The sequence below is a fragment of the Gammaproteobacteria bacterium genome (assembly GCA_015709695.1).
Lineage (GTDB): Bacteria > Pseudomonadota > Gammaproteobacteria > Steroidobacterales.
This window is the reverse complement of sequence record CP054183.1, coordinates 2,298,340-2,310,432: the sequence shown is the minus strand read 5'-3', so window position 1 is coordinate 2,310,432 and position 12,093 is coordinate 2,298,340. Positions and strand designations below refer to the sequence as shown.

Below are 12,093 nucleotides of genomic sequence, written 5' to 3'. Positions count from 1 at the left end.
GGTTCAGGGAGTCGCCCCGGGTGGGGTGAAGACGAGCTCGATGCGCCGGTTCTGCCGCCGGCCCTCGGCACTGGCATTGCTGGCGACGGGCCGGGTGTCGCCGTAGCCGACTGCCGTGAGGCGACCCGGCGCGACCTGCAGCTGGCTGACGAGGTAGTTGCGCACGGCTTCGGCGCGCCCCTGCGACAGGCGCTGGTTGGCGGCGCTGTCCCCGCTCGAATCCGTGTGGCCCTCGATGGCGATGGCCGCACCCGGATAGAGCGCCACCGCGGTCGCCAGCCGCTCCAGCACCGGCTTTGCCGACGGGGCCAGGCGCGTGCTGCCCGGGGTGAAGCCCAGGCCCGGCAGTCGCAGCACGACGGCATTGCCCTGGCGCAGCGCCATGCCCTGGTCGGGCGGGAACGCGGCAGCCAGCCGGTCGAACTGCGTGCGCGCGTGATCATCCGCATCGAGTTTCTCGGCGAGGCTGCGGGTCGTGTCGCTGGCGCCGGCGAGCCGCGTGTCGAGATGACGGATCTCCTCCTCGAGTCCGGCGACCTGAATGTTGCGCTGGCGCAGCTCCTCGGCCTGCTGGTCGGCGCGTTCCTTCAGCACGCCCACGCCGGTGGCGAGCGCCTCGCCCGCGGCATCGGGCCCCGGCGGCAGGGCCTCGAGGCCGGCGGCCGCGGCGGCGCGGGCCAGTGTCGCCTGCCACTGCAGGGCGAGGTCCTCCGCCGTCGCATCGCGCTCGTCGGCCGCGCGCAGCAGCCGTGCCAGCGCCTGGGCCTGCGCCGCTTCGGCGATGGCCTGCCTGGCCAGGTCCGTGGCGGCCGCCACCTGCCGGCGATCGGTGTCCAGGGTCGCTTCGGCATTGCCCAGCAGCTCCTGCGCCCTGGCGGTGGTACGCGGCGCGAAGCGCGCGGTGCCGGCCGACTTCAGTGCCAGCACCCGCTCGCGCGCGACGGTGAGCAGTGCCGCTTTGATGGCGGTGAGCTCCGCTCCGGCGTACAGCGTGCGCGCCTTCTCGCCGTCCTTCGCCGCGGACCTGGCATCGCCTTTCTCCAGGCGCCGGGTGGCCGCCTGCAGGCGCTCCTCGGCCTGGATCCAGGGGGCGGTGGCGAGGCGGGGCGCTTCGGCATCGAGTGCCGCCTGGCGCGCTGCCCTGGCGGCCTGCAGCGGATCGTCCGCGGCGTGGCCGGCCGTGGCCATGAGGATGAGGGCGCATAGCGCGAGGAGGGCAGGAGCAGGTCGGCGGGTCATGGGTTCTGGTCGCTGTCCGGGGTGCCGGGCCGGACATATAGCACAGACGGCCGCCGCAGCGCCCGGCCCCCGGCAGCCACTGGCACCGCGGCAAAAGCCGTCGATCGCCGCGGATTCGCGGCCTCGTGATTCTGTGGCGCCCCTCACAGAATGACTGCCGGGCCGGGCGGTATGTTTGGGCCATGCACGCGAAGTACTACACGCGCTTCATCCTCAGGGCCGGTGAACCCGGCTGCGCCGACGAGTACACCGGCGTGGTGGAGCTCAACCAGCCCGCCAACTCGGTGCTCGACCCGCAGGAGATCGAGGCGATCCTCGCCCGCAACTTCAAGGTCGAGGCCAACGCCGTGGAGCTGCTCAACTGGTCGCGCGTGCACTGATTTCAGCAGATGTCGACGGGGCCCGAGCTGGCCCTGGATCGTGAGAGTCTTCCCCCTGTATTGCCCGGCCTCGTGCCGGGCTTTTTTTCGCCTGCGGGAACGGGCAGCGGCGGGAGGTCCGTGCCAGAATAGCCACCCCATGAGCGACTCCCGCCGCAGCGCCGCCAGCGATCCCAGCCCGAAGAGCGGCGAGAAATACCGCACCGCAGCCGGCTTCACGGCCATCCGGAACGGCATCAAGGCGCAGGCCGGGCGTGAGGGCCAGGCCGGCATCGACCTGTCCGCCGGGCCCAAGCCACCGTGGCTGCGCGCGCGTGTGCCGGGCGGCGGCCGCTACGGCGAGCTGCGCGCCACCGTGCGCGAGCACCGGCTGGCCACGGTGTGCGAGGAATCCCTGTGCCCCAACATCGGCGAGTGCTGGGGCAGCGGCACCGCCACGCTCATGCTCATGGGCGCCGTCTGCACCCGTGCCTGCCGCTTCTGCGCGGTGGATACCGGCAACCCGCGCGGCTGGCTCGATCCCGCGGAACCCGGCAATGCCGCGCGCACCGTCGAGCTGATGCGCTTGCGCTACGTGGTGCTGACCTCGGTCGATCGCGATGACCTCGACGACGGCGGCGCCGCCCACTACGCCGCCTGCATCGCCGCCATCCGCGAGCGCAATTCCGGCACGGCGGTGGAGGCCCTCACCCCGGACTTCCGCGGCGACGCCGCGGCGGTGCGCACGGTGGTGGCAGCCGACCTCGCGGTGTTCGCCCACAACCTCGAGACCGTCCGCCGGCTGACCCCGGGCGTGCGCGACCCGCGCGCCGGCTACGACCAGTCGCTGGAAGTGCTGCGCATCGCCCGTGCCGCGCGCCCGGACCTGCTGACCAAGAGCAGCCTGATGCTCGGTCTCGGCGAGGAACCGGCGGAGATCGTCCAGGCCATGCGCGACCTGCGCGCCGCCGGCGTCGACATCCTCACGCTCGGCCAGTACCTGCGCCCCACGGCGAACCACCTGCCGGTGCACCGCTACGTACCGCCAGAGGAGTTCAGCGCGCTGCGCGACCAGGGCCTCGCGCTGGGCTTCACCGAGGTGGTGGCCGGCCCGCTGGTGCGCTCGAGCTATCGAGCCGAACGCGCCCTCGAGCGCAACAACGTCGGGCTGTAGGAGCGCCAGCACGGGCCATGGCCGAGTTTTTCTTCCAGTACGGGCTGTTCCTCGCCAAGGCCGTCACCTTCGTGATCGCGGCGGGTGTCGCCACGGCGGTGGTCGTCGGCCTGTCGCGCAAGGGCGCGGCGCCCGGTGGCCTCAGCGTGGAGAAGCTCAATGACCGCTTCCGCGAGACGGCCAGCGAACTGCGCCGCGCCGTGCTCGGCAAGGCCGGGTGGAAGAAGATCGCGAAGCAGGAGGCGAAGGAGCGCAAGGCCCGCGACAAGGCGGTGGCCAGCGGCGCCGAGCAGCGGCAGCGCGTCTTCGTGCTGGACTTCAAGGGGGACATCCGCGCCACCGCGGTGGCCTCGCTGCGCGAGGAAGTGAGCGCCGTGCTGGCGGTGGCCACGGCCAGCGACGAGGTGGTGCTGCGGCTGGAGAACTTCGGCGGCGCCGTCCACGAGCACGGGCTGGCGGCCTCGCAGCTGGCGCGGCTGCGCAGCCGGGGCATCCCGCTGACCGCCATCGTCGACAAGGGCGCCGCCAGCGGCGGCTACATGATGGCCTGCGTGGCGAACCGCATCATCGCCGCGCCCTTCGCCGTGGTGGGCTCGATCGGCGTGGTGGCGCAGATCCCGAACTTCAACCGTGCGCTTGCCGATCGCGGCGTGGATTTCGAGCAGGTCACCGCCGGGCGCTACAAGCGCACGGTGACCATGTTCGGCCGCACCACCGAGGAGGACCGCGCCAAGCTCAGGGAGGAGCTCGAGGAGGTGCACGCGCTGTTCAAGGGCATGGTGGCGCAGAACCGCCCGGCGCTCGACATCGAGGCGGTCTCCACCGGCGAGCACTGGTACGGCACGCGGGCGCTGGAACTCGGGCTGGTGGATGCCCTCGGCGCCAGCGACGACTACCTGCTCGCTGCGGCCGCGCGCGCCGACGTCTTCCGCGTCAGCTACCGTGCCCGGCACAGCCTGCCGGAGAAGATCATGGCCGCGGTGCGGGCGACCGCCGAGCAGGTCGATCTCTGGATCGGCCAGCGCCGGCAGGAGCGCTCGCTTCCCTGACCAGGCCGCTATAATCCGGCCCGTGGGTTATCGCATGTTGTCCGCATCCAGGCGCCTGATGGCCGTGGCGACGCTGCTGACGTCGCTGTCGGGCCTCGCGGGCTGTTCGCTGCCGCTCGCCAGCAGCAGCGAGATCGATAGCCAGGGCGATGCCGAATTCCAGAAGATCCGCGCGAAGACACCGGTGAGCGCGGATGCCGGCGAGCGCGCCTACGTCGACTGCGTGGCCAGGGCGATCATCGCCCAGCTGCCGCCACCGTTCGTCGACAAGGACTGGGAGATCGAGGTGTTCGACAGCGAGCAGATCAACGCTTTCGCGCTGCCGGGCGGGCACATCGGCGTGTTCAACGGCATCTTCAAGGTGGCCGAGAACCAGGACGAGCTCGCCACCGTGATCGGCCACGAGGTGGCGCATGTCACCCAGGAACATGCCCTGAAGCGCTACAACCGCGAGGCCACGACGCAGATCGGCGTCGTCGGCGTCGCGATCGCCACCGGCACCGGCCAGGCGGGGGCGGACCTGCTCGGCATGGCCACCAGCCTCGGCATGTCGCTGCCCTTCAGCCGCGGCGAGGAGAGCGAGGCCGATACCGTCGGCCTGCGCTACATGGCCGCCGCCGGCTTCGACCCGCGCCAGAGCGTGGCGCTGTGGAAGAACATGCAGAAGAAGGACAAGCTCGGGCCGCCGGAGATGCTGTCCACGCACCCGTCCTCGGAGCACCGCATCGACGACCTCGTGGCGCAGTTCCCCGAGGCGCTGGCGCTCTACAACACCGCCCGGGCAGCCGGCAGGAATCCGCAATGCCAGCGCTGAAGCGACCCGCCCTGGCAGGTCGCGCGCTGGCGGCGCTGCTGCCGGCCCTGCTGCTGCCGGGTTGCGCGCTGCTGCAGGCACCGGAGCCGCCCGCGCCGCCGCCGGCTCCGCCGCCGTTGCAGGAGCCGCTGGAGACCACGCGCTTCGTGCTGCCCGATGCCGCGACCAGCGTGGTCGGCGAATTGCAGGTGGTGCGCCTGCGCGGGAAGGACACCTTCATCGACGTGGCCCAGGCCTATCACCTCGGCTTCGACGAGCTGGTGGAGGCCAACCCGGGCATCGATCCCTGGCTGCCCGGCGAGGGCCGGGAAATCGTGCTGCCGAGCCGCTTCGTGCTGCCCGACGTGCCGCGCCAGGGCATCGTGCTCAACGTGCCGACGAAGCGGCTGTTCTACTTCCCGAAGCCGCAGAAGGGCGAAGCGGCGGTCGTCTACACCTTTCCGATCAGCATCGGGCGCGAGGGCTGGGCCACGCCGCTGGGCCTCACGCGCATCGTCTCGAAGAAGAAGGACCCGGTCTGGCGGGTGCCGGCCTCCATCCGCAGGGAGCATGCGGAGAACGGCGACCCGTTGCCGCCGGTGGTGCCGCCCGGCCCGGACAATCCGCTGGGCGCCTATGCCATGCGCCTGGCGATCCCGGGTGACTACCTCATCCATGGCACCAACAAGCCGGCCGGGGTGGGCATGCGCATCAGCCACGGCTGCATCCGCATGAATCCGGCCGACATCGAGTGGCTGTTCCAGCAGGTGCCGGTGGGCCTGCCGGTGCGCATCGTCAACCAGCCGCTGCTGGTGGGCGTGGCGGGCGGCGAGCTGTTCCTCGAGGCGCATCCCGCGCTCGAGGAAGACAAGACGCGGCGCAATGCGGCGCTGTTGCGCGATATCGAGAAGAAGCTGGCGAAGTCCGCGGCGAAGGGCGCCAGGGTCGATTACGAGCGGGTTGCCCGCGCGGGCAGCGAGCAGCGCGGCATGCCGGTGTCCATCATGGCGGGGGCCCCGGACCTGGCGGCAGCGGTGGCGGCGGCACCGCGGGTCAGCAATATCGTCAGCTACGACTGGTTCGAAGAGGGCGAGGCCACCCGCGAGGCGGCGGCGCCGGCTGCCGGCGGCGCGGCACCCGCCCGGGCGCGCTGAACATGGCGTCCTGGCCCGGCTGAGGGCGCGCCGTGCTGCCTGTCGCCGATGACCGCATGCTGCGCCACGCGCCGGTGGCCAGCCGCACCATCATCCTGGTCTGCTGCCTGGTCTACCTCTGGCAGGTGCTCGCCGGCCCCTGGGGTGTGCTGGCCACCCAGGCCCTCGGCTTCTCGCCGGCGGATTTCTTCGCCGGCGGCACGCAGGATCCGCTGCGCGCCTGGACGCCGTTCGCCGCCACCATCATCACCTACGCCTTCCTGCACGGCGGCTGGCTGCACCTCGGTGGCAACATGCTGTTCCTCTGGATCTTCGGCGACGACGTCGAGGACGCCTTCGGCCAGCCGGGCTTCATCGTCTTCTACCTGCTGGCCGGCATGGCCGCCGCGCTGGCGCAGGCGCTGCCCGGACCCGGGTCGGCCGGAGCGATCGTCGGCGCCAGCGGTGCCGTATCCGGCGTGCTCGGCGCCTACCTCGTGCTCCACCCGCGGGCGCGCATCAACGTGCTGGTGCCGGTGTTCGTCGTCATCGACCTGGTGAGCCTGCCGGCATTCGTGGTGCTGCTGTTCTGGTTCGCCGTGCAGCTCGCCTACGAATTCCTCGCGCCCGGCCTCGCCGGCAACGTCGCGCTGCGGGCACATATCGGCGGCTTCGTCGCCGGCATGGCCATGGCGCCGGTGTTCGGTTTCATCGCGCGCCACTCGCAGCCACGCCTGTCCGTCGCTGCATCGACGCTGCTAAGATGACGGCGTGGTGATGAACAGCGCTGGTCGCCGGTGATGCCGGCTGCCGGCAGGGGCGACGAGGATTGGATCCACGCACTGACGGCATCTCGGTGATCGAGATTCCAGCCCGCGGCCAGGCCATCCCGGCCTCGCGCGAAAGCGTCACCGCCTTCATCGGGCCCGCTCCCCGCGGTCCGGTCAACATTCCCGTCGCCATCCGCAGCCTGGAGGAATTCCTCGCGCGTTTCGGCGTGCCCGGCTACCTCAGCCGCATGGAGTTCCTGCTCTACCAGTACTTCGAGAACGGCGGCACGCTCGCCATCGTCGTGCGAGTGTGCCGTTCGGGCCACCGCAACCGCATCACGCTGCCCGGCCCGGAGGGCAGCCTGCTGCTTGACGCGCTGAATCCGGGGCCGCTGGAGTACCTGCGCGCCGCCGTCGACTACCAGGATATCGGCGCCGACGAGCCCCAGCGCTTCAACCTCGTGATCCATCGCTGCCGCGCGCCGTCGCAGCCGCTGGTGGAGGAGCAGGAGAGCTTTGCCGGGCTCTCGGTCGATCCGCAGGCGCCGGAGTACGTGGGCGATGTGCTCGCCGGCTCGTCGCTGGTGCGGCTGGCCGCGGCTGCGCCGGCCGCGCGCCCCGCGCCGACGCAGGAGGGCTGGCCGGGCGTGCGCTACGTGTACAGCCGCGCCACCTGGCAGGGCGACAACACGCCGACCGACTACGACCTCATCGGTTCCCGCGAGGACTGCACCGGGCTGTTCGCCCTGGAGCAGGTGCCCTGGGTCGACTTCGTCTGCCTGGTGCCCGGCGTCTCCGGCGCAGCCCTGGGGCCGGTGGCGCTGTTCGCCGCCGATCGTTACTGCCGCGAGCGGCACGCGCTGCTGCTGCTCGATCCGCCGCCCTCCTGGGGCGGGATGCGCGACGTGGTGCGCGCCCAGCGCGAGCGCGGCTTTGCCAGCGCCAACGCCCTCACTTACTTCCCGGGGCTGGAGAGTCCACCCCATGCCGCGCCGGCGGGCATCCTCAGCGCGGCCGGCGCCATCGCCGGCCGGCTCTGCGCGGCGGGCCTGGAGCTGCGCGACCCACCGATGCTGTCGCTGGGCCGGACGCGGCCCTGCCTGGAACTCGAAGCCGACGAGGTGCGCGGCCTCGCGCATCTGGGCGTGAACGCGCTGCTGCGTGCCGGGCCCGCTGCGGCCATCGAACTCGCGGGCCTGGTCACCATGGCCCGCGGAGGTGGCGTGGCCACGTCCTGGAACAGCCTGCGGCGCCGGCGGATTGCGCTGTTCGTGCTGGACAGCGTCGGGCGCCATACGCGCTGGGCCGCCTACGAGTCGCCGTCTCCCGCCCTCTGGCAGGAGGTGCGCGACCAGGCCGCCACGTTCCTCGGCGCCCTGCAGGCACGCGGCCTGCTCGCCGCGGAAGCCGGCGGCGAGGCCTTCTACGTCAAGTGCGACGTGGACACCCACGGCGGCGCGCGCAGCGGAGGTCCGCGACTGGTGCTCGTGCTGGGCCTGGCGCTCGCGCGGCCCGGCGAGTTCGTGGCCTTCGAGATTGCCCACGACGCCGACGGCTGCCGGGTGGCGGAGCTCGGCTGGCAGCCCGGACTGGCACTGGCCAGCTGAGCCGGATGGCCGTTGCTGGCAGCCGCGTCCGCTGGCTGCCAGTTGCGACCGCGTGACGCCCTTCACGGCCAGGCCGGCCGCGGGCGTCATAGATTCGGAAGCGGGAGGCCGATGTGAACCAGCGCCCAGCATCCGGTGGCATGCCCCTCGTGCCGGTGGCCAGCCTCGAGGAGTTCTTCCGCGACTCCGTCGATGCAGCCCTCGCTGCCAACCATGTCGTCGTCGACCACGGCACATCGCACTACGTGGTGCGGCTGCTGACGCTGTTCGCGCGCGCCGACGCCTGCTACGACGCCGGCGAGGGCGCGGGGCACCGCCCGCTGGCACTGATGCTCGCCGATGCGCTCGATGCGCCGGGCAGCGAGGAGCGCGCCGTGGCGCTGCAAAGGCTCGGCGACGTCTCGCTGTTCACCGCCGGCTTCTTCGCCGAGACCCTGCGCGAGCGCAGCGTCGGCCTGGACTACTACATCAGCATGGGTGGCGGCGCCTACAGGACGCTCGCCTGCAGCGGACGGGTCAGCCCGCGCCTGGAGGCGCTGGCGGCGATCTTTGCCGAGCTGGCCGCCAAGTTCCTCGCCATGGTGGATGTGCTCCACGAGGTGCGCGATTCGGCGCGTGGCGCCACCGACCACGACATCCTGCGCCTGTACGAGACCTGGCTGCGCACCGGCAGCCCGCGGGCGGGACGGCTGCTGCGGCAGGTCGGCGTCGAGCCCAGCCAGCAGGCGCGCACGCCCTGGGCCCACTGATCCGGCCGTGGAACCGCGCGACCTGCAATGCCTGCTCGGCGCGCTCTACGGCATCGACCTGCAGGTGGATGTCCGCGACTTCCTCGTCACCGACCGCCGCGCGCTCTCGCCCTGGCAGGCGGATGATTCCCGCGGCGATACGCGGGAGGAACTGCTGATCGAGGAGGGCGGCAGCGAGCTGGGCGTCGCCCTGTACCTGGATGCGGCCCTGGTGCGGCGCCTGGCCTGCATGGATCCGCGCGAGCTGCTCAGTGGCCGGAACTTCGCCGACTACTGCACGGCGATCGAGGGCGTCAGTCACTTCAACTACGTCGCCTGGAACGCGGCCAGGGAATGCCAGGTGACCCTGCTCGAACTGGAAATGCAGGCCGAGGTCGACAAGTACGCGAGCGCCCGCCTGCTGCTGGCACAGCTTGCCGGCGACACGTCGGCCCGGAAGCTGCTGCCACGGTTGTTCGCCGACGCGGCATTCGATCCGGCACTGGCTCCCGCGGCTCTGCGCCGCTACGAGGATGCCTGGGGCCTGGCCGCCCGCTACTGCCTCAGCCTGGATGCGCGTTACCCGGCAGGGGTTCCCGCCGGGGCGATGTTGCGGGAACTCCGGCAATTCTTCCGCGCGCCGCGGCCGGCGAAGGTCAGCCACATCCATACAGTGGTGCTGGCTTCCTGAGGGACGCGGGGCCGGTTGCGATTTGCTAGAGTGGCGGCCGGGCAGGGCCCGGGTCCGGTGACCCGGGTGCCCGATACCCGGGGAGGGCCACCATGGCAAGTCGCCAGGCCAGACTGCTGATCGTTTCCGCCCTGGCCGGATTGGCCGCGGCCTGCAGCGGTGGCGAATCGCCCACCGCCACCACCCCGCCACCGGCGGCCGCGCCCGCCGCGCCGGCTGCAGCCAGCGTCGCGCCGCAGGCAGACGCGGCCCTGCAGGCCGCCATCGCCGGCGATTGGCGCAGCCCCGAGAACCGCGCTCGCGACACCTATCGCCATCCGCGCGAAACGCTGGAGTTCTTCGGCATCCGCCCGGACATGGCAGTAGTGGAGATCTGGCCGGGTGCGGGCTGGTACAGCGAGATCCTCGCCCCCTACCTGCGTGATGACGGCCGCTACATCGCCGCCCACTGGGATCCCGAGGCGAAGCAGGAGTTCTACCGCAAGGGCGTGCAGGCGTTCAGGGACAAGCTGGCGGCACGCGCGGATCTCTACGGCAAGACCGAGGTCGTGGTGCTGGCCCTGCCGGACAAGGCCGCGATGGTGGCGCCGGAATCGGTGGACATGGTCCTCACCTTCCGCAACATCCACAACGCGATGATGAGCGGCCAGGCGCCGGCGATGTTCGCGGCCATGTACCGTGTGCTGAAGCCGGGCGGCGTGCTCGGCGTGGTGGAGCACCGCGCCGGCACGGATCTGCCGCAGGATCCGCAGGCGAAGTCCGGCTATGTGCGCCAGGATTTCGCCATCGCCCTGGCGGAGCAGGCCGGTTTCGTCTTCGAGGCCGCCTCCGAGGTCAACGCCAATGCCAGGGACACCAGGGATTACCCGGGCGGGGTCTGGACCCTGCCGCCGACCTTGCGCGACGGTGACAAGGACCGGGAGAAGTATCTCGCCATCGGCGAGAGCGACCGTTTCACGCTGCGCTTTCGCAAGCCGGGCTCGGTGGCCGGTGTCGGCGAGGGCGCCGCACCGGTGAGCGACGAGGAGCCGTCCGCACCGGGCCCATAGCGGCACCCGCCGGCCCACCCGTTCCCTGCCGCTGCGGCGGGGGCGGGCCTGCTCGCGTCACGCGGGCCGGGCGGATCCGCCGCCGCTCCCTACCGGATACCCTGCCTTGAGTCCCAGCCAGTCCAGAGCCCTGCTTCCCCTGCTGTTCGTCGGCGTGCTGATGGGCGCCCTCGACCTGGCCATCGTCGGCCCGGCACTGCCGGTGATCAAGGCGGACCTGGCGATGGACGACCGCCAGGCCTCGGTGCTGTTCAACGCCTACGTGCTGCTGCAGATGATCGGCACGCCGCTGCTGGCGAAACTCTCCGACCGCTCCGGGGCGCGGCTGGCCTACCTGGTCGCCATCGGCTTCTTCGCGCTCGGCTCGCTCGTGGTGGTGGTGGCCTACGATCCCCTCACCCTGTACGTCGGCCGGGCGCTGCAGGGCTTCGGGGGTGGCGGCATCCTGCCGGTTGCCGCCGCGGTCATCGCCAGCACCGTGGCTCCCGAGAGGCGTGGTCCGGCACTCGGCACCCTCGGCGCGGTATTCGGCCTGGCGTTCCTGCTCGGCCCGGTGCTGGGCGGCCTGCTGCTGCCCTACGGCTGGCACTGGTTGTTCCTGATCAACCTGCCGATCAGCGCCGTGCTGGGCTTCGGTGCCGTGCGGCTGCTGCCTTCGGAGGGCCATCCGCAGCGCCATCCGCTCGACGTCGCCGGCATCGTCACGCTGTCGGTACTGCTGGTGGCGCTGGTGTACGGCCTGAGTGTCCTCGACGTCCAGGCCCTCGGCAGCAGCCTGGCCGAGTGGCCCACCGCGATCTCGCTGCTGCTGGTGATCGTGCTGGTACCGGTGTTCTGGGTGCTGGAGAAGCGCGCCGTGGATCCCATCGTCCGGCCGGGCCTCGTGGCCTCGCGACCGGTGGCGATCGCCGCCACGATCAGCGCGGGCGCGGGCGCCATCCAGTCGGGCGCCGGCTTCTATCCGGCGCTCGCGGTGTCGGCCATCGGGGTGTCGGCGAGCACCGCCGCCTGGATGCTGCTTCCCGGGGTGGTGCTGGCGACGATCGCCGCGCCGGTGGCCGGACGGCTGGTCAACGTGTTCGGCGCGCGCAGCCTCATCCTGGCCGGCATGGTGCTGGTGGTGGTGAGCCTGCTGATCTACGGCCTGGCGCCCATGAGCATCCCGGTGTTCATTGTCGCCGGCATGATCGGCAGCGCCGGCATGGCCAGCGTCATGGGCGCACCGCTTCGCATCATCGTGCTGGACCACTGCGAGAGCAGGGAGCGCGGCTCCGCGCAGGGCCTGCTCAGCAATTTCACCTCGGTCGGCCGCCTCATGGGCGCCGCGGCCGTGGGCGCCATCGCCGCCTCTTTCGGCGGCGGCGGCCCTGGCTACCAGAAGGCGTTCGTGGTGCTCTCGGTGCTGGGCCTGGCGCTGGCGGCGCTGGGGCTCTCGCTGCGCCCGGCGGTGAAGGCCGCTCCAGCCGCCAGGACGGAGACGCGCGAGGGCTGAGTCCCGCGG

12 protein-coding genes are annotated in these 12,093 nt (G+C 71.8%); 11 read left to right on the top strand and 1 reads right to left on the bottom strand.

Annotated elements, in window-relative coordinates; all coding sequences use genetic code 11:
• Positions 1-3: 3 nt before the first annotated feature.
• Positions 4-384 (bottom strand): OmpA family protein, encoded by a 381-nt coding sequence (locus HRU81_10745; protein ID QOJ33374.1) that lies wholly within the window; start codon positions 382-384, stop codon positions 4-6.
• Positions 385-1,421: 1,037 nt separating this feature from the next.
• On the opposite strand from HRU81_10745, the gene HRU81_10740 reads away from it, so the two are divergent.
• From HRU81_10740 to HRU81_10690, 11 genes are all read left to right on the top strand, one after another.
• Positions 1,422-1,619, top strand: a complete 198-nt coding sequence (locus tag HRU81_10740) for a hypothetical protein (protein QOJ32548.1) — start codon at positions 1,422-1,424, stop codon at positions 1,617-1,619.
• 139 nt (positions 1,620-1,758) lie between these two features.
• Positions 1,759-2,772: a lipoyl synthase gene (gene lipA, locus HRU81_10735; protein QOJ32547.1), complete on the top strand. Its 1,014-nt coding sequence runs from the start codon at positions 1,759-1,761 to the stop codon at positions 2,770-2,772.
• A 17-nt stretch (positions 2,773-2,789) separates the two neighbouring features.
• Complete coding sequence (sohB, locus tag HRU81_10730; GenBank protein QOJ32546.1) at positions 2,790-3,821, top strand: protease SohB; 1,032 nt, start codon at positions 2,790-2,792, stop codon at positions 3,819-3,821.
• 34 nt (positions 3,822-3,855) lie between these two features.
• Positions 3,856-4,635 (top strand): M48 family metallopeptidase, encoded by a 780-nt coding sequence (locus HRU81_10725; GenBank protein QOJ32545.1) that lies wholly within the window; start codon positions 3,856-3,858, stop codon positions 4,633-4,635.
• A 47-nt stretch (positions 4,636-4,682) separates the two neighbouring features.
• Positions 4,683-5,768, top strand: a complete 1,086-nt coding sequence (locus HRU81_10720) for a L,D-transpeptidase family protein (protein ID QOJ33373.1) — start codon at positions 4,683-4,685, stop codon at positions 5,766-5,768.
• 32 nt (positions 5,769-5,800) lie between these two features.
• Positions 5,801-6,514, top strand: a complete 714-nt coding sequence (locus HRU81_10715; GenBank protein QOJ32544.1) for a rhomboid family intramembrane serine protease — start codon at positions 5,801-5,803, stop codon at positions 6,512-6,514.
• 62 nt (positions 6,515-6,576) lie between these two features.
• Positions 6,577-8,124 carry a hypothetical protein gene (locus HRU81_10710; GenBank protein ID QOJ32543.1) on the top strand — a complete coding sequence of 516 codons (1,548 nt, stop codon included), beginning with the start codon at positions 6,577-6,579 and terminating at the stop codon, positions 8,122-8,124.
• A gap of 140 nt (positions 8,125-8,264) precedes the next feature.
• On the top strand, positions 8,265-8,873 hold the full coding sequence (locus HRU81_10705) for a hypothetical protein (GenBank protein QOJ32542.1): 609 nt from the start codon (positions 8,265-8,267) through the stop codon (positions 8,871-8,873).
• Positions 8,874-8,880: 7 nt separating this feature from the next.
• A complete protein-coding gene (locus HRU81_10700; protein ID QOJ32541.1) occupies positions 8,881-9,543 on the top strand; it encodes a hypothetical protein in 663 nt (220 codons plus the stop codon).
• Between the two features lie 92 nt (positions 9,544-9,635).
• A complete protein-coding gene (locus HRU81_10695; GenBank protein ID QOJ32540.1) occupies positions 9,636-10,592 on the top strand; it encodes a class I SAM-dependent methyltransferase in 957 nt (318 codons plus the stop codon).
• Between the two features lie 106 nt (positions 10,593-10,698).
• Entirely contained in the window at positions 10,699-12,084 is a 1,386-nt protein-coding gene (locus HRU81_10690) for an MFS transporter (GenBank protein QOJ32539.1), read from the top strand.
• The last annotated feature ends 9 nt before the right edge of the window (positions 12,085-12,093 follow it).

Excerpts from the sequence above, each read along its gene's own strand:
- HRU81_10745 (QOJ33374.1), bottom strand. The coding sequence starts at position 384 with ATGGCGCTGCGCCAGGGCAATGCCGTCGTGCTGCGACTGCCGGGCCTG.
- HRU81_10740 (QOJ32548.1), top strand. The coding sequence starts at position 1,422 with ATGCACGCGAAGTACTACACGCGCTTCATCCTCAGGGCCGGTGAACCC.
- lipA (QOJ32547.1), top strand. The coding sequence starts at position 1,759 with ATGAGCGACTCCCGCCGCAGCGCCGCCAGCGATCCCAGCCCGAAGAGC.
- sohB (QOJ32546.1), top strand. The coding sequence starts at position 2,790 with ATGGCCGAGTTTTTCTTCCAGTACGGGCTGTTCCTCGCCAAGGCCGTC.
- HRU81_10725 (QOJ32545.1), top strand. The coding sequence starts at position 3,856 with ATGTTGTCCGCATCCAGGCGCCTGATGGCCGTGGCGACGCTGCTGACG.
- HRU81_10705 (QOJ32542.1), top strand. The coding sequence starts at position 8,265 with ATGCCCCTCGTGCCGGTGGCCAGCCTCGAGGAGTTCTTCCGCGACTCC.
- HRU81_10695 (QOJ32540.1), top strand. The coding sequence starts at position 9,636 with ATGGCAAGTCGCCAGGCCAGACTGCTGATCGTTTCCGCCCTGGCCGGA.